The 22,332-nt window shown below is 61.0% G+C and carries 22 protein-coding genes and 1 pseudogene; 7 read left to right on the plus strand and 16 right to left on the minus strand.

The window, feature by feature from the left end:
• Positions 1-16: 16 nt before the first annotated feature.
• Genes BQ9846_RS09035 through BQ9846_RS09065 form a run of 4 tightly spaced genes read left to right on the plus strand, consistent with a single transcriptional unit; the run spans position 17 to position 6,068 of the window.
• Positions 17-1,351 carry a GGDEF domain-containing response regulator gene (locus BQ9846_RS09035; RefSeq protein WP_083651539.1) on the plus strand — a complete coding sequence of 445 codons (1,335 nt, stop codon included), beginning with the start codon at positions 17-19 and terminating at the stop codon, positions 1,349-1,351.
• Between the two features lie 20 nt (positions 1,352-1,371).
• Positions 1,372-4,317 (plus strand): PhnD/SsuA/transferrin family substrate-binding protein, encoded by a 2,946-nt coding sequence (locus BQ9846_RS16370; RefSeq protein ID WP_159437921.1) that lies wholly within the window; start codon positions 1,372-1,374, stop codon positions 4,315-4,317.
• 47 nt (positions 4,318-4,364) lie between these two features.
• On the plus strand, positions 4,365-5,624 hold the full coding sequence (locus BQ9846_RS09060; protein ID WP_159437922.1) for a sensor histidine kinase: 1,260 nt from the start codon (positions 4,365-4,367) through the stop codon (positions 5,622-5,624).
• Positions 5,625-5,627: 3 nt separating this feature from the next.
• Positions 5,628-6,068, plus strand: a complete 441-nt coding sequence (locus tag BQ9846_RS09065; RefSeq protein WP_075880671.1) for a response regulator — start codon at positions 5,628-5,630, stop codon at positions 6,066-6,068.
• Positions 6,069-6,100: 32 nt separating this feature from the next.
• Here the strand turns inward: BQ9846_RS09065 and tatC are convergent, their stop codons facing one another.
• The 14 genes and pseudogenes from tatC to BQ9846_RS16555 form a co-directional block, all read right to left on the minus strand.
• A complete protein-coding gene (tatC, locus tag BQ9846_RS09070; RefSeq protein ID WP_075880672.1) occupies positions 6,101-6,886 on the minus strand; it encodes a twin-arginine translocase subunit TatC in 786 nt (261 codons plus the stop codon).
• Positions 6,883-7,332 carry a Sec-independent protein translocase protein TatB gene (gene tatB, locus BQ9846_RS09075; RefSeq protein ID WP_075880673.1) on the minus strand — a complete coding sequence of 150 codons (450 nt, stop codon included), beginning with the start codon at positions 7,330-7,332 and terminating at the stop codon, positions 6,883-6,885. Before tatB ends, tatC begins: the two co-directional genes overlap by 4 nt.
• Positions 7,333-7,335: 3 nt before the next feature.
• Positions 7,336-7,605 carry a Sec-independent protein translocase subunit TatA gene (gene tatA / locus BQ9846_RS09080; protein WP_075881711.1) on the minus strand — a complete coding sequence of 90 codons (270 nt, stop codon included), beginning with the start codon at positions 7,603-7,605 and terminating at the stop codon, positions 7,336-7,338.
• A gap of 56 nt (positions 7,606-7,661) precedes the next feature.
• Positions 7,662-8,036: a phosphoribosyl-ATP diphosphatase gene (locus BQ9846_RS09085; protein ID WP_075880674.1), complete on the minus strand. Its 375-nt coding sequence runs from the start codon at positions 8,034-8,036 to the stop codon at positions 7,662-7,664.
• A gap of 53 nt (positions 8,037-8,089) precedes the next feature.
• On the minus strand, positions 8,090-9,712 hold the full coding sequence (gene ubiB, locus BQ9846_RS09090; RefSeq protein WP_075880675.1) for a ubiquinone biosynthesis regulatory protein kinase UbiB: 1,623 nt from the start codon (positions 9,710-9,712) through the stop codon (positions 8,090-8,092).
• Entirely contained in the window at positions 9,709-10,356 is a 648-nt protein-coding gene (locus BQ9846_RS09095) for a ubiquinone biosynthesis accessory factor UbiJ (protein WP_075880676.1), read from the minus strand. The genes ubiB and BQ9846_RS09095 overlap by 4 nt, the downstream gene beginning before the upstream one ends.
• 79 nt (positions 10,357-10,435) lie before the next feature.
• Complete coding sequence (ubiE, locus tag BQ9846_RS09100) at positions 10,436-11,191, minus strand: bifunctional demethylmenaquinone methyltransferase/2-methoxy-6-polyprenyl-1,4-benzoquinol methylase UbiE (protein ID WP_075880677.1); 756 nt, start codon at positions 11,189-11,191, stop codon at positions 10,436-10,438.
• 94 nt (positions 11,192-11,285) lie between these two features.
• A complete protein-coding gene (locus BQ9846_RS09105; protein WP_075880678.1) occupies positions 11,286-11,669 on the minus strand; it encodes a gamma-butyrobetaine hydroxylase family protein in 384 nt (127 codons plus the stop codon).
• Positions 11,670-11,808: 139 nt separating this feature from the next.
• The gene (hslU, locus tag BQ9846_RS09110) at positions 11,809-13,131 is read right to left on the minus strand and encodes an ATP-dependent protease ATPase subunit HslU (protein WP_075880679.1); all 1,323 of its coding nucleotides are present in this window, start codon (positions 13,129-13,131) and stop codon (positions 11,809-11,811) included.
• Between the two features lie 3 nt (positions 13,132-13,134).
• Positions 13,135-13,653, minus strand: coding sequence for an ATP-dependent protease subunit HslV (gene hslV, locus BQ9846_RS09115; RefSeq protein ID WP_075880680.1), 519 nt, complete (start codon positions 13,651-13,653; stop codon positions 13,135-13,137).
• A 136-nt stretch (positions 13,654-13,789) separates the two neighbouring features.
• The gene (locus BQ9846_RS09120) at positions 13,790-14,515 is read right to left on the minus strand and encodes an SPOR domain-containing protein (protein ID WP_075880681.1); all 726 of its coding nucleotides are present in this window, start codon (positions 14,513-14,515) and stop codon (positions 13,790-13,792) included.
• Positions 14,516-14,518: 3 nt separating this feature from the next.
• A complete protein-coding gene (argS, locus tag BQ9846_RS09125; protein WP_075880682.1) occupies positions 14,519-16,204 on the minus strand; it encodes an arginine--tRNA ligase in 1,686 nt (561 codons plus the stop codon).
• A gap of 111 nt (positions 16,205-16,315) precedes the next feature.
• Positions 16,316-16,750, minus strand: a pseudogene (locus tag BQ9846_RS09130) (primosomal protein N'); the annotation flags it as partial.
• Positions 16,702-16,977, minus strand: a complete 276-nt coding sequence (locus BQ9846_RS16555; protein WP_144049404.1) for a hypothetical protein — start codon at positions 16,975-16,977, stop codon at positions 16,702-16,704. The pseudogene BQ9846_RS09130 and the gene BQ9846_RS16555, both read right to left, overlap by 49 nt.
• A 148-nt stretch (positions 16,978-17,125) precedes the next feature.
• Between BQ9846_RS16555 and rpmE the strand changes: the two genes are divergently transcribed.
• Together rpmE and BQ9846_RS09140 are read left to right on the plus strand one after the other, a co-directional pair.
• Entirely contained in the window at positions 17,126-17,338 is a 213-nt protein-coding gene (gene rpmE / locus BQ9846_RS09135; RefSeq protein WP_075880683.1) for a 50S ribosomal protein L31, read from the plus strand.
• 319 nt (positions 17,339-17,657) lie between these two features.
• A complete protein-coding gene (locus tag BQ9846_RS09140) occupies positions 17,658-18,929 on the plus strand; it encodes a malic enzyme-like NAD(P)-binding protein (protein ID WP_075880684.1) in 1,272 nt (423 codons plus the stop codon).
• 85 nt (positions 18,930-19,014) lie between these two features.
• On the opposite strand, the gene BQ9846_RS09145 is transcribed toward BQ9846_RS09140, so the two are convergent.
• Entirely contained in the window at positions 19,015-19,845 is an 831-nt protein-coding gene (locus tag BQ9846_RS09145; RefSeq protein WP_075880685.1) for an acyl-CoA thioesterase, read from the minus strand.
• Positions 19,846-19,921: 76 nt separating this feature from the next.
• Between BQ9846_RS09145 and tadA the strand changes: the two genes are divergently transcribed.
• Positions 19,922-20,377 (plus strand): tRNA adenosine(34) deaminase TadA, encoded by a 456-nt coding sequence (gene tadA / locus BQ9846_RS09150; RefSeq protein ID WP_075880686.1) that lies wholly within the window; start codon positions 19,922-19,924, stop codon positions 20,375-20,377.
• On the opposite strand, the gene BQ9846_RS09155 is transcribed toward tadA, so the two are convergent.
• Positions 20,374-22,323 (minus strand): GGDEF domain-containing protein, encoded by a 1,950-nt coding sequence (locus tag BQ9846_RS09155; RefSeq protein WP_075880687.1) that lies wholly within the window; start codon positions 22,321-22,323, stop codon positions 20,374-20,376. The genes tadA and BQ9846_RS09155 overlap by 4 nt on opposite strands.
• Positions 22,324-22,332 lie beyond the last annotated feature (9 nt).

Raw genomic sequence — 22,332 nt, forward strand, 5'->3', positions numbered from 1 at the left:
TTCGAAGGGTGTAACAATGCAAACACTATCCGTGCTTCTGGTCGAGGACGAGCCGGGAGACGCTGAGCTTATACGCTACAGCCTGAAGTTCAGTGGCGGTCAGCACACCGTTGAGTGGGTTCAGAGCTTAGGAGAACTACGGGCGCAGCTTGACACTGCTAAAGCACCGTTCGACGTTATTCTGCTCGATCTGAACCTGCCGGATGCCAGCGGACTTGAAACTGTCTCACGCTGCAAGGCGATGGCGCCTGATACTCCGGTTGTGGTGCTGACGGGCCACGATGATATGGACTTCTCGCTGAAAACACTGGAAGCCGGCGCGCAGGACTACCTGATCAAAAACCGCCTAGAGGCGGATGCACTTTTGCGCGCGATGCGCTACGCCATGGAGCGTCATCAGCTGGAGCATCGCCTGCAGCAGTCGGAAGAGCTGATGATGGCGGCGATAGAGGGCGGCGACCTGGGTGTCTGGGAGTGGAATCTCAAGACCAATGCCTGCCACAACAGCGAGCGTGTGCTCAAGACCTGTGGCTTTAGCACTGAGGACGGCGATCTGCCCGTCTCGGCGGACGAGTGGATGCAGCGCATTCACCCAGATGACATGGCTGCGTTCAACAAGGCGCTCAAGCAGCACCTTAGAGGGGAGACCAAACGCTACCAGAACGAGTTTCGCTTTCGGCACAAACAGGGGCACTGGATCTGGCTATTCGCCTCCGGTCATGTGGTGAGCTGGGACCGGGAAGGTCATCCTGAGCGCATGGTGGGCATTCAGCAGGAGATTACCGAGCGCAAGGCCATGGAGCAGCAGCTGCGCGATTTGGCCATGCACGACCCGCTCACGGGGCTTTTGAATCGACGCAGCTTTATGAACGCCATGGACCGCGAGTATGGCCGCGTCAGGCGCCACAAGGGGTATCAGGCGGGGGTGCTGATGCTGGATATCGACCGCTTCAAGCACGTTAATGATACCTACGGCCACGCCGTGGGCGATGACATTCTCAAGGCATTTGCCCACGTGATTGCCGACCACCTGCGCGAAAACGACGTGTTTGGCCGCTTGGGCGGCGAAGAGTTTGCCATCCTGCTACCGGACACCGACCTAGACGGGAGTGGTTACGTGGCTGAAAAAGTGCGCACCGCTATCGAGGCCATGCGCGTTGAAGGCGCCGGTCAAACAATCGCCATTACCACAAGCGTGGGGGTCGATCGGCTCTTGGCTGAGGATGAGCGCCCCGACGGCGCGCTGGCGCGTGCCGATGCCGCGCTCTATCACGCCAAGCAAAATGGCCGCAACCGTGTCAGCCATTACGACAAGGACGTGAAAGCCGCCACCGGAACGTCGACGCCATAATGCCCGCCAAGGAGCCTATCATGCTGTTGTGTACGCGCCGCACGGGGCCGAGCCGGTTGCTCCTGCTGGTCAGCCTTTGGCTACTCAGTCTTTGGTTACCCTCCGCGTCGGCCCTGGCGACCCCAACCACGACGCTAGGGGTGTTTGCCTATCGCGACGCTGAAACGGTGCGTGAGCGGTTCGCTCCAGTGGTAGAGGCGATGCAGTGGGCCTTGCCCGGCCATCAAGTCGAGATGAGAGTGCTCTCGCTGGATGCCTTGGATGCGGCCATCGAGGCGTCAGAGATCGACTTCATCCTGACCAACCCCCGTCACTTTCTCGCCGTTCGCCAGCGCCAAGCGGTCACCGGCGCACTGGCGTCGCTGCAAACGCAGTACAGCGGACGCATGCTCAGCTCGCTCGCGGGGGTGATCCTCACTCGACCCGACGCTCATATCACCACGCTCGATGCCCTGGAGGGGCGACAGATCGGTGTGCCGGGCAAGCGCTTTTTAGGCGGCTTTCTGGCCCAGGCGTACGAAATCTACCGTCACGGTGAAAATCCGGAGCGCTTTGCCGAGTATATCGAACTCGGCTCCCACGATGCGGTGATGGAAGCGCTGCTCGCCGGGGAGCTGGATGTGGGCTTTGTGCGCAGCGGCATCCTCGAAAGCTGGCGGCAACAGGGCAGGGTGGAGCGCGGCGGTTTAAAGGTTCTCTCTATTCAGAGCAACGAGCGCTTTCCCTTGGCCCACTCGACGCGACTTTACCCCGAGTGGGCGTTCGCCGCGATGATGGACGTACCCACGGAGGATGTGCGCCGAGTAACCCAGGCATTGCTGGGGCTTAAAAGCGAGCCGGTACGCTTTGACCCGCCGCACGACTATCTAAGCGTTGAAATGGCCGCGAGAGCCTTGGGGGTGGCGCCCTTTGAGCGTGAGTCGTTTTGGGAGCAGCTGCGCTACGAGTTTGGTCCTCTCTTATGGCTGGTGTTGGGCTTGGCGGCGGCGCTTTTAGCGGCAATGGCGACGCTGGCTTGGCTCTATTTTCGTCAGCGGCGCCTTTATAAGCGTGTCAAAGCGCTGTTTCATTACTCGCCGAGCCCCAAGTTGTTGCTACACCCCGAGGGCGGCACGCTGGTCATTGATGACGCCAACCAAGAGGCGGTGAACCTCTTTGGCATGGCGAGTCGAGAGAGGCTCGTGGGGCACTCTGTTATCGACCTTTCCCCCGCCACACAGCCCGACGGTGAGCCATCTCAAGTGAAGGTACGGGCACTCATGTCACCGTCCCATCCTGAGCGGCAGACCTTCCACTGGACGCACCTCACCGCGCAAGGCGAGACACTGCTCACCGAGGCCACGCTGATGCGCTTAAGCGATGTCGCCGCTTGGCGCAAAAAAGCGGTCTATATCGTGGCGCTGCGTGATATCACCCAGCAAGCGCGTTTTGAGGCGCAGCTGGTCGAGGAGCGCAACGCGCTGAAAAATATTCTCTGGGGCACCGCCGCGGGTACCTGGGAGTGGAACGTGCAGACCGGCGAAACACGCTTTAATGAGCGCTGGGCTGAGATGGTTGGGTACCGTTTGGAAGAGCTTGCGCCCACCACCATCGACACTTGGATGACATTTTGCCACCCGGAAGACCTCAAACGCTCGGAGGCGATGCTCGCCGAGCACTTCGCCGGTAAGCGCGATGCCTATGATATTGAAGCCCGCATGCGCCATCGAGAGGGACACTGGATATGGGTGCAGGATCGGGGGCGGGTCATCTCCCGCACCGAGGCGGGCGAGCCGCTATGGGTCGCGGGAACGCACACCGACATTACCGCACGCAAAGAGGCCGAGGCGCGCGTTAGCGCGATGGTGGCACAAATGCAAAAGCACGCGGCGCTGCTTCCCGGCATGCTGTATCAATACTGGTATCACCCCGACGGACGTTCGGCCTTTCCCTACGCTAGCGAGGGCATCGAAGAGATTTACGGCCTAACGCCCGAGCAGGTCAGGGAGGACGCCAGCGCGGTTTATACTTTGATCGACCCCACCGATGTCGAAGCGGTGACACGCAGCATCGAGCGCTCCGCCGCCACGCTCTCGCCTTGGCGGGCGACCTATCGCGTTAATCACCCCGCCGGGTACCAGCTCTGGGTCGAGGGCATCGCCACGCCGGAGCGCTTGGAGGATGGCAGCACCATGTGGCACGGCTACCTGCGCGATGTCACCGACGAGCACACCACACAGCTACAGCTAGAGCAGTATCGTGAATCGCTGGAGCGCTCCAACCAGGAGCTTGAGCACTTCGCCTACGCCGCGTCGCACGATCTGCGCCAGCCGCTGCGTATGGTGACAAGCTACGCGCAGCTGCTTGAGCGGCACCTGAGCGGCCAGCTCGATGATGATGGCAAGACCATGCTGCACTACATGCGCGATGGTGCCCAGCGCATGGATAGCATGCTGCTGTCGCTTTTGGATTACTCGCGGGTGGGCCGCAAAGGGCAGCCGATGCAGGCCATGAAGCTAAAAGACGCCCTTGATGAAGCCTTGCACTTCTTGACGCCGACCATTCAGGAGGCGGACGCCACCATCACGGTGGAGGGGGAGTGGCCACAAGTCTTTGCCAGCCCCGATGAAATGATGCGCTTGTTCCAGAACCTGCTCAGCAATGCGGTGAAATACCGCAGCCCAGACAAAGCCACAGCGGTGAATATCCGCATCGAGCCAGCGCCCAGCCAGGCGCACTGGCAAGTCAGCGTGTGCGATAACGGCATCGGCATTGCGCCTGAACAGATCGATCGCTTGTTCAAGGTTTTTCAGCGCCTGCATACCCGTGAACAGTACGAGGGGAGCGGTGTGGGACTGGCCGTTTGTCGCAAGATTGTTGAGCGCCATGGCGGGCGCATCTGGATCGAGTCCGAAGGCGAGGGCAAAGGAAGCTGCTTTGTGTTCACGCTGCCCATGACACCCACCGCCGAGGAAGCAACCCCATAATGCATCGCCGAATTCGTCTGCGGCCACTGTTGGCCGGTTGCGTACTTATGCTGATTCCCCTATGCAGCTGGGCGATGCCGGATTTCGAGACATTTTTTACCCATCACTCGACGCCAATGTGGATGGTTTCGGTGGATAGCGGCGAGATATTGCGCGCCAACCTAGCCGCCCATGAGTTCTACGGTTTCGATAACCTGGAAGGCATGAAGGTTGCGCACATCAATATGCATACCTCCGAACAGGTCGAGCAGGAAATCCAGCAAGCGGCACAAGCCGAGCGCAACCATCTTTATTTTCGTCACCGCCTGGCTAACGGCGAAGTCAAAGTCATGGGGGTTTATACTGACCGGTTCGAGGTGGATGGGCGAGCGGTATTGATCTCGTCGCTGTACGACACCAGCAACTTCGAAAGCAGTGCCGAACGCCACTATATCGAGCGTGTCGAAGAGCAGGTTGATCTACAGACCCAGCAGCTTCAAGCTGCCAGAGCGAGAGCCGACAGGTTAGCGATCGGCGCCTCGTTGCTGCAGTTCGGGGTGATTACTGTATTGATCGTGATTTTGCTGCGCCTGCGCCGCTCGCAGCGAGAAAACCGCCGGCTGATTGATGAACTGTCGTTTCGCAACAAAGAGCTTGAGCGCCTAAGCCATGTGATGGCGCACCATTTCCAGGAGCCCGCGCGGCGCTTGGTGAGCTTCGCCCAGCAGCTAACGCGCCGGCTAAGTGATAGCGAGGATGAAACCATCCACATAGCGGTCGGCTTTATCCAAACCCAGGCCAAACGCTTGAGCGACCTTGTCAGCGACGTGCAGCGTTACCTGGGGCTGGACAGTATTCCCCCCGCACCGGAAAACCTTGACCCGCAGGCTATCCTCGAAAGTGTGTATCAAAGCGACGCGCTACTGCGGGAGGCGCGCACAGCGGATGCGCTCGAAATCCCCAAGCCACTGCCGAAGGTGTATGTCGACGCCAAGCAACTCACGCTGATTTTCCGGGTGCTACTGAGCAATGCCTGGCGCTATCGCCATCCTGAAAGAGCGCTTCGCATCCGCGTGACGGGGCAACGCTGCAATGAACGCGTCGAGTTGTGCGTGGAAGATAATGGCAGCGGTATCGCGCCTGAGTATCGCCAGCAAGTCTTGGATATGTTTGCCCGGCTGGTTCCCAATACACAGGCGTATCCCGGCACTGGTATGGGCCTTGCCTTGATCGTCAAAGCCCTTCGCAGCGTTAACGGCCAGGTCAAGGTAGAGGATGGCCTTGAGGGGGGCACCGCCATTGTATTCGACTTACCCGCAGCGAGGTGAGGTATGCCAGAACCCCAAAATCTGTTTAACGTGTTACTCGTGGAGGATGAACCGGCCGATGTCCATTTGACCAAAATGGCGTTTAAGGAGGGTCGCTTGCTGGTCAACGTGCACAGCGTGGGCGATGGCGTCGAAGCGCTGGCGTACCTGCAGCGTGAAGGCGAGTACCGCGACGCCCCGAAACCAGAGCTTATTCTGCTCGATCTGAACATGCCGCGGATGGGGGGGAAGGCGTTTCTTGAGCATTTCAAGAAGCTCGAAAAGCTAAGCCGCATCCCCGTGGTGGTGTTAACCACCTCCGAGGCCGAGCGAGATATCCTGGAGTCCTACGACCTCGGGGCTTCGGGGTTTATCGTCAAGCCGGTGGATGTGGATCAGTTCATCGCCGCTATCAACACACTGGGCGATTACTGGCTAGCGCTGGTCAAGCAGCCGCGCACGTAAAGGCCGCTACTTGCCAGCACGAAAAAGTGGGCTTAGTTACTGCCTTCTGAGGCGTCCTCCGCCTCTTGGCGTTTTTTCCTGCGGACTAAGCGCCCAAACAGTAGGCCGACTTCGTACAGCAGGTACATTGGCACGGCGAGCAGGCTTTGCGACACCACATCGGGCGGGGTGAGGAGCATACCGATCACAAAGCACGCCAAGACGATGTAAGGGCGCTTTTTCGACAGGCTCTCGACGGTGGTGGCGCCGGACAGGATCAGCAAGAAAGTGGCGATGGGGATTTCAAAGGCGATACCAAAGGCAAAAAAGAGCTTCAGCACGAAGTTCAAGTACTGGTTGATATCGGTCATGACCGTGATGTTTTCCGGCCCGGTCTGGGTGAAAAACGCAAACAAGAGCGGGAACACCACATAGTAGGCAAAGGCGGCACCGGCATAAAAAAGCCCCACGCTTGAGGCCAGAATGGGTATCGCCAGGGCTTTTTCGTTGTCGTAAAGCCCAGGGGCCACAAACGCCCACGCCTGATGGAGAATAAACGGCACCGAAATAAACACGGCCACCACCAGCGTCAGCTTAAAGGGCGCGAGAAAAGGCGAGGCCACCTCGGTGGCGATCATCTGCGAGCCTTCCGGCAGCAGCGCCATAAGCGGCTGGGCGACAAAGGTGTAGATATCGTTGGCAAACGCGTAGAGACCGAGAAAAATGACCAGCACCACGATCACCGCGCGCATCAACCGCGAGCGCAGCTCAATCAAGTGCTCGATTAACGGGGCTTGGGCCTGCTGAGGGTTCTGCTCCGAGGAGTCGCCGTTGCTCATCGCTGTTCTTCGTCCTTTTGAGAGTGAGCCTTTTGAGAAGAATCCGGTTGAGCCCCGTCCTGCCGAGCCGATGAGGACGCGTCGGGCGATGCGGACGTGGCATCTTCACGCACGGTGTTCAGCGCATCGTCTAGCCGCGCCGTGGCGTCCGCTAACGTCCGCTCCTCTTTTTTAGAGGCCGGCGGGGTCTCCGCCAGGCTTTCCACGTCCTGTTTGGCTTTATTCAGGCTGTCGTCGAGCGACTTCTGCTGCTCGTTGAGTTTTTGCCTTAGCTCTTCGGCCTCGAGTTGGGCGCTGATTTCGCGCTGCATGCCCGATACCGTGCGCTTGATCTTGCCCACCCAAAGCCCCGCTGTTCGGGCGGCACGCGGTAGGCGTTCGGGGCCGAGCACTAAAAGCCCGACCACCGCAATGATCAACAGTTCGAGAAAGCCGATATCCAGCATGGCTTATTTGCGCTCGTCGCTTTGTTCAGCCTGTTTCTCTTTGGCCTGAACATCGTAGGTATTGCCGCTCTCTTCGTGGCTGACTTTCGCCTGGGGGGAGTCAGCGTCTTTGTCTTTATCGCCCTCTTTCTCTTCTTCATGGATGGCTTTCTTGAAGCCCTTGACCGCGCCACCCAAGTCGGTGCCCACGTTGCGCAATTTTTTGGTGCCGAAAATCAGGATAATGATCCCCAGAACAATCAGCAGCTGCCAAATACTGATACCACCTAACATATGCGTGTCCTCGTTTTGCATGCGACAAGGGAATCTTGCGCGGTGTAAAAGCTTTTTTATGTGTGTTGACGGGCGGCTTTTTCGTCGTGGCCCGACATCCCAAAGCGGCGCGCCAGTTCATCCAGTACGCCTTGGTGATCCAACCCCAAGTGGGAGAGCATCACCAAGCTATGAAACCACAGATCGGCGGTTTCAGCGATAAGCGCTTGGCGTTTCGTGTCATCGCCCTGTTCGGCGTCCTTGGCGGCGAGCAGCGTTTCGGTCGCTTCTTCCCCGACTTTCTCGAGTATCTTGTTCAAACCCTTATGATGCAAGGACGCCACGTAGGAGTCCTCCGGCGCCGCATGGCGCCGCGCCGCCAGCACCTCGGCGAGCGCGTCAAGCACGCTCTCCTGTGCGGGCGGAGTGGGGGGCGGTTGTGTTGGGGTCATGGTGTTGGTCCGTGTCCTTTATTCCTTCGAATAAGCGCCAGCCGAATAAGCGGCTAGTTCCACGCCAGTAGCAGTAAACCGATCGCGCCGGCGGCGAGTACCGGCCACTGTTGCGTCGCTGCCCACTGGCCAAGCGGCTGCCACGCCAGCGCCAGCGCCAGCACGATAAGCCCCAAGCGCAGGCGGTAGGAGCGCTTCCCCTGACGCGCCATTTGTTGACGTATCGAGGCGATCGCCCCGGCCTGATGTTGGCGCTGGCGGTGTTCGTGCTCCATGCGGCTAAGCGCCTGGTGAGCCAGCACCGGCAGTTCCGGTAGCTGGTGGGAAAGCTCCGGCGCCTGGCGCTTGAGCGAGTCCCACAGCCCGCGCACGCCCGCGCGCTCTTTCATCCAGCGCTCCAAAAACGGCTTGGCCGTGCTCCATAGATCCAGGTCGGGGTAGAGCTGGCGGCCAAGCCCCTCGATATTGAGCAGCGTTTTTTGCAGCAGCACCAGCTGCGGCTGGACTTCCATGTTAAAGCGTCGCGCCGTTTGAAATAAGCCCAGCAGTACCTGGCCAAAGGAGATGTCTTTTAACGGTTTTTCCAAGATCGGCTCGCACACGGTACGAATCGCCGCGGCGAACTCATTGGCCCGGGTGTTTTCTCCCACCCAGCCTGACTCGATATGCAGCGCGGCCACTTCGTAGTAATCCTGGTGGAAAAACGCCAGCAGGTTGCGTGCAAGGTAGTCCTGGTCTTCGCGGGTGAGGCTGCCGACAATGCCGCAGTCGATGGCGATATACTGCGGGTCTTCCGGGTCATCGCAGTTGACGAAGATATTGCCCGGGTGCATGTCGGCGTGGAAAAAGTTATCGCGAAAGACCTGGGTAAAAAAGATCTCCACGCCGCGCTCGGCGAGCTTTTTCATGTTGGTGCCGCAGGCGTTCAACGTGGCAAGATCCGCCACCGGCACGCCGCGAATGCGCTCTTGCACCATGACGTGGCGCCGCGTGAACGGCCAGTAGATGGTCGGCACGAACAGAAGCGGTGAGTCTTTAAAGTTGCGCTTGAGCTGCGACGTATTGGCGGCCTCCTTGTAGAGGTCGAGCTCGTCGAACAGCGTCGACTGGTAGTCGCGGATCACTTCCACCGGGCGTAGACGCCGCGCTTCGGGCACCTTGGAGAGGAGCTTGGCGATCTGGTAGAGCAGCGCGATGTCCTGGCGCATCACCCGGGTAATGCCCGGGCGAATGATTTTGACCACCACCTCCTCGCCGCTATGAAGGGTAGCGGCGTGGACCTGGGCGATCGAGGCCGAGGCCAGCGGCACGCGGTCGAAGCTCGCGAACGCTTCGCCAAGGGGCATTTCAAGCTGCTTTTCGATCCTGGCCACGGCGACATCGCCAGGGAAGGGGGGCACTTGATCCTGCAGGCGTTTGAGTTCGTCGGCGATGTCTTCGGGCAGCAGGTCGCGGCGGGTCGAGAGCATCTGACCGAGCTTGACAAAAATTGGCCCCAACCCTTCGAGGGCCAAGCGCAAGCGCTCGCCGCGTGAGCGCTCATCCAGCGGGAAAAGCTTGAGCGGTGAGAACCACAGTAGCGTACGCATCCACCAGGGCAGCCGCTCCATCGGGATCAGCGTGTCCAGGCGGTGGCGGGCAATGACCCAGCCGATGCGCATCAAACGTAGGCTCATGACGGCGTCTCTCCTGCCTCATGCGTCAAGCGTCGGTGTAGGCGCTTGAGTCGCGCCTCCAGGCGGTCGGTGGCGACCTCAAGCTCGGTGAGATGATCGCGCAGCACGTCGCGCTGCTGGCGGCCGGGGAGCAGACGCGCCTCTTCAAACACGTACTCGGAGACATCCGTCATCAGCTCGTCTTTGGCGCGCAGCCCCCAGCGCGCGACGCGGCGCAGGCCTTCGGCCAGCGAATGGGCAGGTGTCGTACCCAAAAAGCGGGCAAGCTCGCTCTCCCAGTCGATATCCAGGTCGGTGAGAAGCTCGCGGGTGGCTTCCAGAAGGTGCGTGCGGCCCCGAATGGAGAGCTTGCCTTCAAACATCAGCCGCTCAATGGAGGCGCCGCTGATCCATTCGGAGAGCGTCTCCGGCGTCAGTTCTACCACCGCGTCGGCATCGGCTTCGTCGACGTCGTCGGCGCGCAGCAAATCGATACCGCCGCGGTGAAAGTGCATCAACAGCGTCAGCTGCGGCTGCTCGACGCGAATCAGCAAGCGGCTGCCGGCGAGGGCGTCAAGGCGTGAAGGGGCGGCGGGGTCACGGGCTAGCAGCGCGTTTAGCGTGCGCTCGCAGCCAGCCAATAACAGGGCGGGCGTTACTAGCATGCTGACCTCACTGTCGTCGCTGAATCTTGCGTGACGTGCTTCATCGGTAGTCGTGTGATCGATACGGGCGTTGTCGGCTTCATAGCTTGATGCCGCGATGCAGCGCGACAATTCCACCGGTCAAGTTGGTGTACTCCACGCGCTCAAGGCCGGCGGCTTCCATCATGCCTTTGAGGGTTTCCTGGTCCGGGTGCATGCGGATGGATTCGGCGAGGTAGCGGTAACTCTCGGCGTCGCCGGCGACCAGCTTGCCCATTTGGGGCAGCAGGCGGAAGGAGTATTCGTCGTATGCTTTGGAGAGCAGCGGGTTATCGGGGTGCGAGAACTCGAGTACCAATAGGCGCCCGCCGGGTTTGAGCACGCGCGCCATGGAGCGCAGCGCGGCGTCTTTATCGGTGACGTTGCGCAGGCCAAAGGCAATGGTGATGCAGTCAAAGCTGTTGTCGGGGAACGGCAAACACTCGGCGTTGGCCTGCACGTACTCGACGTTGCCGCCCACGCCGTTATCCATCAGCTTATCGCGCCCGACGCGCAGCATTGAGGCGTTGATATCGGCGAGCACGACTCTGCCGCGTGGGCCGACCAGGTGTGAAAACTTAAGCGTTAAATCGCCCGTGCCGCCGGCGATATCCAGTACCTGATGGCCGGGGCGCACCCCGGCGCGCTCGATGGTTAAGCGTTTCCATAGCCGGTGAATACCCATCGACATCAGGTCATTCATGACGTCATAACGGGCGGCGACCGAGTGGAACACATCCGCGACGCGCGAGGCTTTCTCGTCCAGCGGCACTTCCTGGTAGCCAAAGTGGGTCGTGCGCTTATCCGTGGGGCTCATGGGGCAATAGCTCCCGAAGTCGAGACGGCGAAACCGTCATTGAAAGAGTTGGTCGCCATTGTAGCCTTGTCGGCCCCGGCTTGTCTGCGCCTACCTAGACCGACTTGACCTCGATCCCCAGCGGCTCACGGGACGCGCCGGCCTCCTCCAAGCGCTGCAAATAGTCGCGCCAGTAGGCGTCTTGATGGGTGGCGAGATCAAATAGGTAATTCCAGCTATAAAGACCGCTATTGTGGCCGTCATCGAAATACAGCTTGAGGGCGTAGTTGCCCGCTTGCGTGATGTTTTGCAGGCCAACGTGCTTTTTGCCGACCTGCAAAACGGCGCTGTCGCCGCCGTGGCCGCGCACTTCCGCCGAGGGGGAGAAAACGCGCAAAAGTTCGATCGGCAGCCGGTAGCTGTCGCCGTTGGCGTAGCCAAGCTCAAGTTCACGGGCTTTTTGGTGGTAGTGAACGCGGGTTGGTGTGGGAGCGCTCATGACGGGGCCTCATGGCTAGAAGATGATAGGGGAGAAGCTGGCCTTGATAAGGACGAACATAAACTGCCCAGCCAGGCTGGGCAGTTTGAAAGTGGCGGATTACCCCACGATTTACAAGCGACGATTTATCCCATACGGCTTACAAGATGTAGCGCGAGAGGTCCTCGTCAACCGCGAGTTCGCCAAGCTGGGCGTTGACGTAGTCGGCGTCAATCGCAAGCGGGCTCTCCATGTCGCCGCCCCGGAACGAGGCTTCTTCCAGCAGGCGCTCCATCACCGTGTGCAGGCGCCGCGCGCCGATATTTTCGGTGCCTTCGTTGACCTGCCAGGAGATCTCGGCGATGCGCTCGATGCCGTCCGGGGTGAACTCGATATCCAACCCTTCGGTGGCCAGCAGCGCCTGATACTGCTTGGTGAGCGAGGCCGACGGCTCGGTGAGAATGCGCTTGAAATCCCCAGGGGTGAGCGCGTCAAGCTCGACGCGAATCGGCAGGCGCCCCTGCAGCTCAGGAATCAAGTCCGACGGGCGAGAAAGGTGGAATGCGCCTGATGCGATAAACAGAATGTGGTCGGTTTTCACCATGCCGTACTTGGTGGATACCGTGGAGCCCTCGATCAGCGGCAATAGGTCGCGCTGCACGCCCTCGCGGGAGACGTCGCCACCGCTGGACTGGCCGCTGCCCTTGGCGACTTTATCGATCTCGTCGAGGAAGACGATGCCGTGCTGCTCCACCGCTTCCACCGCGCGCGATTTGATATCCTCTTCGTTGACCAGCTTGCCCGCTTCCTCGTCGCGCAACAGGCCGAAGGCGTCTTTGACCGTCACACGGCGTGTTTCGCGTTTTTGCTGGCCCATGTTGGAGAATAGGCTGGAGAGCTGCTGGGTCATCTCCTCCATGCCCGGCGGGGTCATGATATCCACGCTCGGCCCCTGCTGGGAGAGTTCGATATCGATCTCCTTATCATCGAGCTGGCCTTCGCGCAGTTTTTTGCGGAAGGTCTGGCGGGTGCCGCTGTCTTGACGCGGCTGGTCTTCCTGTCCGCGGGGCGGCGGTAGCAGGGCGTCGAGGATGCGGTCTTCCGCCGCGTCTTCGGCGCGGTGGCCGACCTCCTCCTTGGCCTGCTCGCGGACCATTTTGATGGCTGACTCCATCAAATCGCGAACGATCGACTCCACATCGCGGCCCACGTAGCCCACTTCGGTGAACTTGGTCGCTTCCACCTTGATAAAGGGCGCGCGGGCGAGCTTCGCCAAGCGGCGGGCGATTTCGGTTTTGCCCACGCCGGTCGGGCCGATCATGAGGATATTTTTGGGCGTCACTTCGGTACGCAGGTCGGCGTCGAGCTGCATGCGGCGCCAGCGGTTGCGTAGGGCGATCGCGACGGCGCGCTTGGCATCTTGCTGGCCGATAATGTACTGATCCAGCGCGTGAACGATCTCGCGGGGTGTCATCTGAGTCATGGCTTATAGCTCTTCCATCGTGACGTGGTGGTTGGTGAACACGCAGATGTCACCGGCGATCTCTAGCGACTTCTCGGTAATTTCGCGTGCCGAGAGTTCGGTGTTCTCCAGCAGCGCTCGGGCGCTTGCCAGGGCGAAATTGCCGCCCGAGCCAATGGCGATAATGCCGCGCTCGGGCTCGACCACATCGCCGTTGCCGGTAATGATCAGCGAGGCGCTATGATCGGCCACGGCCAAAAGCGCTTCCAAGCGGCGCAAGGCGCGGTCGGTGCGCCAATCCTTGGCCAGCTCCACGGCGGCCTTGGTCAAATGGCCCTGGTACTTCTCTAACTGCGCTTCAAAGCGCTCAAACAGGGTGAAGGCATCGGCGGTGCCACCGGCGAATCCGGCCAGCACTTTGCCGCGGTAAAGGCGGCGCACCTTGCTGGCGTTGCCCTTCATTACGGTGTTGCCAAGCGACACTTGGCCATCACCCGCCAGCGCCACTTGGTCGCCGCGGCGCACGGAAACAATCGTAGTCATGGAGTAGGGCTCCTTGTGGGAGGCGTGCTCCCGATGACGAATCGGCCGTCAAGCGGCCGCTGAAAAAGCGATTCCCAACAAAATGCGGGCGGTCGATAAAAAATCAACCGCCCGCCGGCATGCACTGGAGCGATTTTCAGTTCTGTAGCTGGATCAAAAGCGGCTCGATGCCCTGGGTGTTCATCAAATCCTGCGCTCGATTGAGTTCGCGGGTGTCTTCATACGGGCCGACCTGCACCCGATGCCAGGTGTCGCCGCCGGCCTGCACTTCGCTGATTTGCGCCAGCAGGCTTAAGTTACGCAAACGGCGGCGCAACTGCTCGGCATCCTCAAACTCACGAAACGAGGCCGCTTGCAGCATATAGCGTCCCGGCGGCGTCTCGGACGGCGCATTCGCCCGGGAGGGGATCTCGTCGCTGTTGGCGGCAATGACTTGGGCGATGGGGTCATCCGCGCTTACCGCGGGCTGCTCCTCGGCCGTCTCCTCGCTGATCACCGCCGTTGCCTCGGGGCGGTTTACGCTGGAAGCAGGGGCGCCGCCGGGGGCGATGACCTCGGTCTCCGGCAGCAGCGTGTAAAATTCAAACGTCGGCATGGAGGGCTCGGCCGCCTGCTCGGTTTCACGGGCGGCTTCTTGGGCGTCGCGCGCCTCCTTGGAGATCACCGTCGCTTGGGGCGAATCGTCCGGCGGCGTCTGCCACGGCGCGGTGCCATGTTGATGCTGGGCCAAAAAGAACCCCGCGGCCATGCCCAGAAGCCCCCAGAGCCAGCCGGGCACCCGCCAGCTCGCCTGGGTTTTGGCGGGCTTTTTGCGTTGGTTGGTGGCGCCGCGGCGCGCGGGCTTTTTGCGCGGGGTGGCCATGGGTTACATCTCCTCGGGCGCGCTAACACCCATCAAATCCAGGCCGTTACGCAGCACTTGGCGCGTCGCCAGCCCCAGGCTCAAACGGGCGTTACGGGTGGCGTCGTCATCGACCATCACCTTGACCGCGTTGTAGCAGGTGTGGAAATCGCCCGCGAGGTCGAGCAAGTACTGCGCGACTTGTTGCGGTTCGCGGTTTTTGGCGGCGTTTTCGACCACTTCGGGAAAGCGTGCCAGGCGGTTGATCACGGCTTTCTCCTGGTCGCTTTCGAGCAGCGCCAGATTAGCCAGCGCCAAGTCGTGGTCGAACGGCTGCTCGGCGTCCTGGGCTTTGCGCAGCATGCTGCAGACCCGCGCGTGAGCGTACTGAATGTAGTACACCGGGTTGTCGTTGGACTGCGAGCGGGCCAGGTCAATATCAAAGGTGAGCTGCGAATCGGCGCGGCGCGCGGCGAGGAAAAAGCGCGTGGCATCGCGGCCCACTTCGTCGATCAAATCGCGCACGGTGACGTAACTGCCGGCGCGCTTGGAGAGTTTTACCTCCACCCCCGAGCGGGTCACCATCACCATCTGGTGCAGCACGTAATCCGGCCAGCCCTTGGGAATGCCCACTTCCAGCGCTTGCAGGCCGGCGCGTACGCGGGTCACGGTGGAGTGGTGGTCGGCACCCTGTTCGTTGATCACGGTCTTGAAGCCGCGCTGCCACTTATCCAGGTGATAGGCGACATCGGGCAGGAAGTAGGTGTAGCCCCCCTCGCGCTTGCGCATCACGCGGTCTTTATCGTCGCCGAAGTCGGTGGTGCGCAGCCACAGCGCGCCGTCCTCTTCATAGGTGTGGCCGCCGCGGATCAGCTTCTCAACGGTGGCCTCGACCTTGCCCTCTTCGTAGAGCGACGACTCAAGAAAATAGACGTCAAACTCAACGCCGAACGCCTTGAGGTCTAAATCCTGCTCGCGGCGCAGCCACGCCACGGCGAAGGCCTGAATCGCGTCAAGATCGTTGGGGTCGCCGATGGCGGAGACTTCGCGGTCGTCGGCGGTGACGGTTTTGCCCGCCAGGTAGTCGTTGGCGACATCGACGATGTACTCGCCGCGATAGCCGTCCGCCGGCCAGCCGGCGTCGTCGGGGCCAAGGCCCTGGGCGCGCGCCTGCACGGAAAGGGCGAGATTTTGGATCTGCGCGCCGGCGTCGTTGTAGTAGAACTCGCGGGTAACGTCATAGCCGGTCGCTTCGAGCAGCCGGCAGAGACAGTCGCCGATCGCCGCACCACGGCCGTGGCCGACGTGCAGGGGGCCGGTGGGGTTGGCGGAGACAAACTCGACCTGCACCTTTTCGCCCTTGCCGATCATGCTGCGGCCGAAGGTGTCGCCGCAGTCGAGTACCTGCGCCACGACTTGCGCGGCGGCGTCGGTGGCGGCAAAGAAGTTGATAAAACCGGGGCCGGCGATCTCGATTTTCTCCACGGCGGCGCTTTCCGGCAGGGCGTCGATCAGCGTCTCGGCCAGCTCGCGCGGCTTCATACCCGCCGGTTTGGCCATCGCCAGCGCGATGTTGGTGGCGTAATCGCCGTGGGCTTTGTCTTTGGTGGGGTCGACCTTGATGACAAGCGCAAGCTCGTCGGGCAGCACGCCTTGGTGCTTGAGCGCGGCAACGGCGCCTTCGAGCAGAGAAACAATGGTGTCTTTCATGTAAGAAGTATCCGGGTAACGTCGGTGGCGGCGTGCGCGGGCGCTGGTAACGGGCGCGCATCGATAAGGGGCGTATTATCGGCGATTGGCGATCACTTTCAAACCGCCGTGTCAGGTCAGGCTCTGCGGGTCAATGTCCAGCGACCAGCGCACCCGGCGCGCTTCAGGGCTCTGCTCCAGCCACTGCACCAGTACACTGGCCGCCTCATGGAGCTGGCTGCGCTTAGTGGCGTTGAGCATCACATGCAGGTGGTAGCGGTTTTGGCGCCGCTCCATGGGCGCCGGTACCGGGCCCAAGCAGCGCACCGGGCTCTGCTGGGCGTCGATCCAGTGGCGAAGCGTGCGTGCGGCCGCCTGCGCCAGCGCGGTGGCGGCCTCCACCTGGGGGCTCTCCACGCGCAAAAGCGCCATGAAGCTAAACGGCGGCAGCTGCGCTTGGCGGCGCTCTTCAAGCAAGTCACGTGCCAGCGCGCCGTAACCGTGTTCAGCCAGTCGCCCTAGGTGGGGGTCGTCGGGGTGGAGCGTTTGCACCAGCACGCGGCCGGGGTCGCGGCGGGGGGGCCGCGCACGGGCATGGTGGAGTCCAGGGCCTGTCTCTTATACGCGTCTCCCGCCTGCCAACCGCCAGCGGGAACCGCTGCGCCGGGCAGGTAGTCAAACAGGCGCCGCAGCGGTGAGGGGAGCGCCACGCGCAGGATGGGCGATGTGTCAGGCAGCGTACGCGGTGACTGGGCACTTGACGACTGAGTACGTGACGACTGAGTGCGTGGCAATTGGCCTCCGGCGTTAGGTTTGCTAGAATGCGCGGCCGCTTGAATCAAGGCGATTTAAGCGATTAACCGGTTAATCGTTTTTTTTAAAACCCGTATGCGGTGCCTGGCAGGTGATCAGGTGGCGGCATACAGCGCAACGAGGCTCAAGATGAAACAGGGTATCCATCCAAAATACAACACGGTCACCGCGACTTGCTCTTGCGGTGCTGAGTTCCAGGTTGGCTCAACGTCCAACGAAGGCTTCAACTTGGACGTGTGCTCTAACTGCCACCCGTTCTACACCGGCAAGCAGAAGCAAGCGACCACCGGTGGCCGTGTCGAGCGCTTTAACAAGCGTTTTGGTGCCGCGATCAAGCGTTAAACGCCGCGTCGATATCGCGTTCAGCCTTTTACGTTCAAGGGCTGACAGAAACCCCCGGCTTTGGCTGGGGGTTTTTTTATGCGCGCTTTTTGCTTTTGGAATAAATTTCCATAAATTTTACCCCGAAACGATAAGGAATGCGTTATGGCTAGGGTGTTTTTGCATAAGTTTCAGTAAATAACACCGAAATGGCGTGAAAAAGAAGGTAAAACCGGTTAAACGTCCGTTTTTGTGTCAGTGAGGTGGTGGCGCTTGAGGCCCTGGGGGTTTTTCTATACTCTAAAAAAACGATTTAATTTCAACGCTAACGGACACCACCATGACGGATGCATTTAAGCAGGCGGCTTTGGATTATCACGCCAAACCTATCCCCGGTAAGCTCTCGGTTGAGTTAACCAAGCCAACGGCCACCGGGCGGGATCTCGCCCTGGCGTACAGCCCTGGCGTGGCGGAGCCGGTGCGTGAAATAGCCCGCGATGCAGAAAATGCTTACCGCTATACGGGCAAGGGCAATCTTGTCGCCGTTATCTCTGACGGTAGCGCCATCCTGGGCCTGGGGAATCTCGGCCCGATGGCGAGCAAGCCGGTCATGGAGGGCAAGGGGGTGCTGTTTAAGCGCTTTGCCGGAATTAATTCGGTGGATGTCGAAGTGGACGCGGAGAACCCGCAGGCATTCATCGATACCGTGGCGCGCATCGCCGATACCTGGGGAGGCATTAACCTGGAGGACATCAAAGCGCCGGAGTGCTTTGAAATCGAGAAGGCTCTGATCGAGCGCTGCCATATCCCGGTGTTTCACGACGATCAGCACGGTACCGCGATTGTGACCGCCGCCGGCATGCTCAACGCCTTGGATATCGCCGGCAAAAACATCGAAGACGTGAAGATTGTCTGCATGGGCGCCGGCGCCGCGGCGATTGCCTGCATGCGCCTGCTGCTGGCCTGTGGCGCGAGCAGAGAGAACCTGGTGATGCTCGACCGCCGTGGGGTGATCCATAAAAATCGCGAGGGCATCAACGCCTACAAGGCCGAGTTTGCGCTGGATACCGAGATGCGCACCCTCGATGACGCCATCGACGGTGCCGATGTGTTCGTCGGTCTATCCGGGCCGGGGCTTCTCTCCGCCGAGCAGGTCAAGAAGATGGCGGCGGACCCGGTGATTTTCGCCTGCACCAACCCTGACCCAGAAATCCATCCCGATGTCGCCCGCGAAGCGCGCCCAGATGTGATCATGGCTACCGGCCGCTCTGATTTTCCTAACCAGGTCAACAACGTGCTGGGCTTCCCGTTTATCTTCCGTGGCGCGCTGGACGTGCGTGCCACGCGAATAAACGAGGCGATGAAGGTCGCGGCGGTGCATGCGCTCAAGGACCTGGCCCGCGAGCCGGTGCCCCAAGAGGTGCTTGATGCCTACGAGAGCGAATCCATGAGCTTCGGGCGCGAGTACATTATCCCCACGCCGGTGGATATCCGCCTGCTGGATCGTGTCTCTTCCGCCGTGGCACAAGCCGCGGTCGACTCCGGCGTTGCACGCAAGCCCTACCCGTCGCACTATCCGCTGAGAAACATCAATGAGGTGTACGGCGCCTGAGCGCCTAAGACGCCCACTGTCGTTGCTAAAAGCCTTTATCCCAACACCCACGCCCGCTAATCAGCGGGCGTGGGCGTTTTGGGGGTTAACGAATCGGCGCGTCGTGCAGGCGCATCAACCCCTCCTGCGCGGTTGAGGCGATCAAAAGCCCCTCGCGGTTATAGATATGCCCGCGCGCCAGCCCCCGGGCGCCGCCCGCCCAGGGCGAGTCGGTGACGTAGAGCAGCCAGTCGTCCAGGCGGGCGTCGTTATGCAGCCACAGGGCGTGATCGAGGCTTGCGATGCGCAGTTTGGGGTCGGTGTACGCCACCCCCTGGGGTAAAAGCCCGGTGGTGAGCAAGTTGAAATCCGACGCGTAGGAGAGCAGGTGGCGGTGCAACGGTGCATCGTCGGGAAGCGCCCCGACAAAGCGGAACCACAGGCAACGCTCGGCCGGCAGATGGCCATCGAGCTTGCCGGGGAGGTACAAAAATTCGCCTGGGTGGCCTTTAAAGCGCGAGTAGTGCGCTTGGCCGCTGTCGATCAGCGCCTCCGGTGTCGGCACTTCAGGCATTTGGCACTGGTGAGCGATTGGATTGGGTTCCGGCGTATGAAACGAAGCGCTGCAGAAAAAAATCGGCCGCCCCTTTTGAATCGCCGTGACCCGGCGGGTGGTAAAGTTTCCGCCGTCGCGGACGGTGTCGACCTGGTAAACCACCGGACGGTGGGAATCTCCCGGGCGCAAGAAGTAGCCGTGTTGCGAGTGCGGGCGGCGCTCGGAAGGAACGGTGGCGGACGCGGCGGCGAGTGCCTGACCAAGAACTTGGCCGCCGTAAAGCTGGGGCAAGCCCAAATCTTGGCTCTGCCCGCGGAACAGGGTTTCCTCTAGCGGTTCGAGGTTGAGCAGGTCGACAAGCTCGTTGAGGGAGTCAGTCATAAAGAGAGGGTTCCTTGAACGGTATTCTTATCGCTATCATACGGGCGTTTGGCCTACCATAACGGAGTTTGCGCCCATGCGCAGCGATGAATTTTACATGCACCGGGCACTCGATCAGGCGCATCTCGCCTTGGCGGCGGGCGAGGTGCCGGTGGGCGCGGTGGTGGTGGCTCCCGATGGCGAGGTGGTGGCGGCGGCTTACAATGCGCCGGTGGCGGGCTGCGACCCTAGCGCCCATGCCGAAATTCTGGCCCTGCGCGCCGCGGGTGAAAAAACACGCAACTATCGTCTGGACGGATGCACGCTGTTTGTCACGCTAGAGCCATGCATGATGTGCGCGGGGGCCATTGTACACGCGCGCCTCAAGCGCCTGGTTTACGCCGCGGCGGAGCCGCGCACGGGCATGGTGGAGTCCAAGGCCAATCTACTCGCCCAGCCGTGGTTTAACCACCAGGTCACGGTCACCGGGGGCGTACTAAAAGCGCCATCGAAACGGCTACTGCAAGCGTTTTTTGCCCGCCGCCGTGACTAAGGCGTCGGATGGGCGCTGGCGACGCGATTGCGCCCCTGCGCTTTGGCGCGGTAGAGCGCCTCGTCGGCGGCCTGCATCAACTGCGACATATCCATCTCACCCTGGGCATGGGTCACCACTCCCGCGCTAAGCGTCAGCGGCGCGCCATCGGCGTGGTAGAGGTTTAGCGCTATCACCTGCTTGCGCAGGATGTCGGCAATCGCAAACGCTTCCGGGTGGTCCACTTGCGGCAGCCAGGCGATAAACTCCTCGCCGCCGTAGCGGGCGAACATTCCACCGTGCGCCTTTATCAAGCTTGCGCCCAGTTGCGCGATCGCCTCCAAGTGCGCGTCGCCCACCAAGTGCCCTAGCTGGTCGTTGATACGCTTGAAGTGGTCGATATCGCAAAGAATCAGGCTTAGCGGGAGCGCCTGTGTGTTATCGCGGACCTGCTCTAAAAAGTGGCGGCGATTGGCGATCCCCGTTAGCTCGTCGTGGCGCGCTAGCCACTCCACCTCTTTTTGCAGTTTGCTGCGCTTGTCGATCTCCAGTTGCAGCATGCGGTTGCTAAAGTGCATCGCGCGGTGCTGCTCCCCCAGGCGCTTGAACGTATAGAGCACAAGGTAGAGCAAATACGCCAGCACCAGCGCGATGCTTAAGCCGATGGAGGGCAGGCGTGGCATTTGGCTAAGTAGGTAATCGCGATTGAGTTGGCGTGTCAGCGTCAGCGGCTCCTGGCCGAGCTCAAGAGCGTAGTGGTGCTGCCAAGGGCCGGGATGAGACGAGGTGCCAAAACGCGCCAGCACGTTGCCGTTATCGTGCCAGCGAAGCACGCCATGCGCCGGGTCGAGGGGAGAAAATAGGATATCCGCCAGCATGGGAATACTTATCGCCATCGCGGCTGCGCCCACGGGTGCCTGGTCGGCGGTTTTGATCGGCCAGTAGTAGATGATGCCAGGGCCGCCCTGAAGAAGCTCTACTAGACCGGTGCTGTTTTCGCTTTTACCCTCCAGCGCCGGGGCCAAGGCTTGTCGGCCTTGAGGCTGGGCGTCGAACAGTCGCTGCCCCTGGATATTACGGTTGAGCAGCGTGGGCGGATAAACGTGCTTGACGTGGCTGTCGCTGTCGATGAAGGCGATATTCAGGAAGTAGCGAAAATCGGCGTGATAGTCGGCCGCTTGCTGGGCCCACTGCTGGGCACTTGGCGCATCATTGAGCAGTTGCCAGAACTGCGAGAAGCGCCGCATTGCTTGGCGGTGCGCCTGGATATCCTCGACAAAACGGTCGATAAGTTCCTCACCTTCGGCGTGGGTACGTTGATAAAGCACCGACTCCGCATAGCGGTGCTGCTGTTGCCACAACAGTAAGGCGAGCAGCAATAAGACAAGCGCGGGCCATAACGCACTGACCACGTAGCGTTTTTCGCGCCAGTGGGACCAAACAAGCGCTATCTGGGTGGCGATCATCAAGGCCAACGCCAAAAGGGGGCTGCCGCTTGCGTTGTAGTGCAGCAGGGTGGGCGGGTCGTGGCCAATGAGAAGGTCAATCAACTGGGTACAGAGCAGCAAAAGCGCGGCAGCCAGCAGCAAAGGCGCCCCGAGGCGGGCGCGCAGGCGCAGCAGCAGGCTGAGCGCCAGTAGCATCAGCGTTAGCGTCGCTAAAAGCGGCGCTCGCCATGTTTCGAGCGTGGTTGGCGCAAGGAGCGCGCTGGCCCACGCTTGCCACCGTGCGGTGCCGATCCACGCTTCTGGGGTGACATAGCTAACGAGTCCCGGCAGTAGGAGCACCAAGGTGAGGGCCGCCAGGGCGCGGGATAAAAAGGCGTGCCGGGCAAGGCTTGCCCATAGCGCCAGGGTGGAGGCGATGAGGGCAAAGGTGGTGAGGTTAGGCGCAGACGCTAATCCCGCCGCCACCGCCGCGCTGGTGAGCAGGAGTAACCATGTGACAGGGCGGCGGGGTAAGGTCATGCGGGCCTC

Source organism: Vreelandella massiliensis (assembly GCF_900155385.1).
In the GTDB taxonomy this organism is placed as follows: domain Bacteria; phylum Pseudomonadota; class Gammaproteobacteria; order Pseudomonadales; family Halomonadaceae; genus Vreelandella; species Vreelandella massiliensis.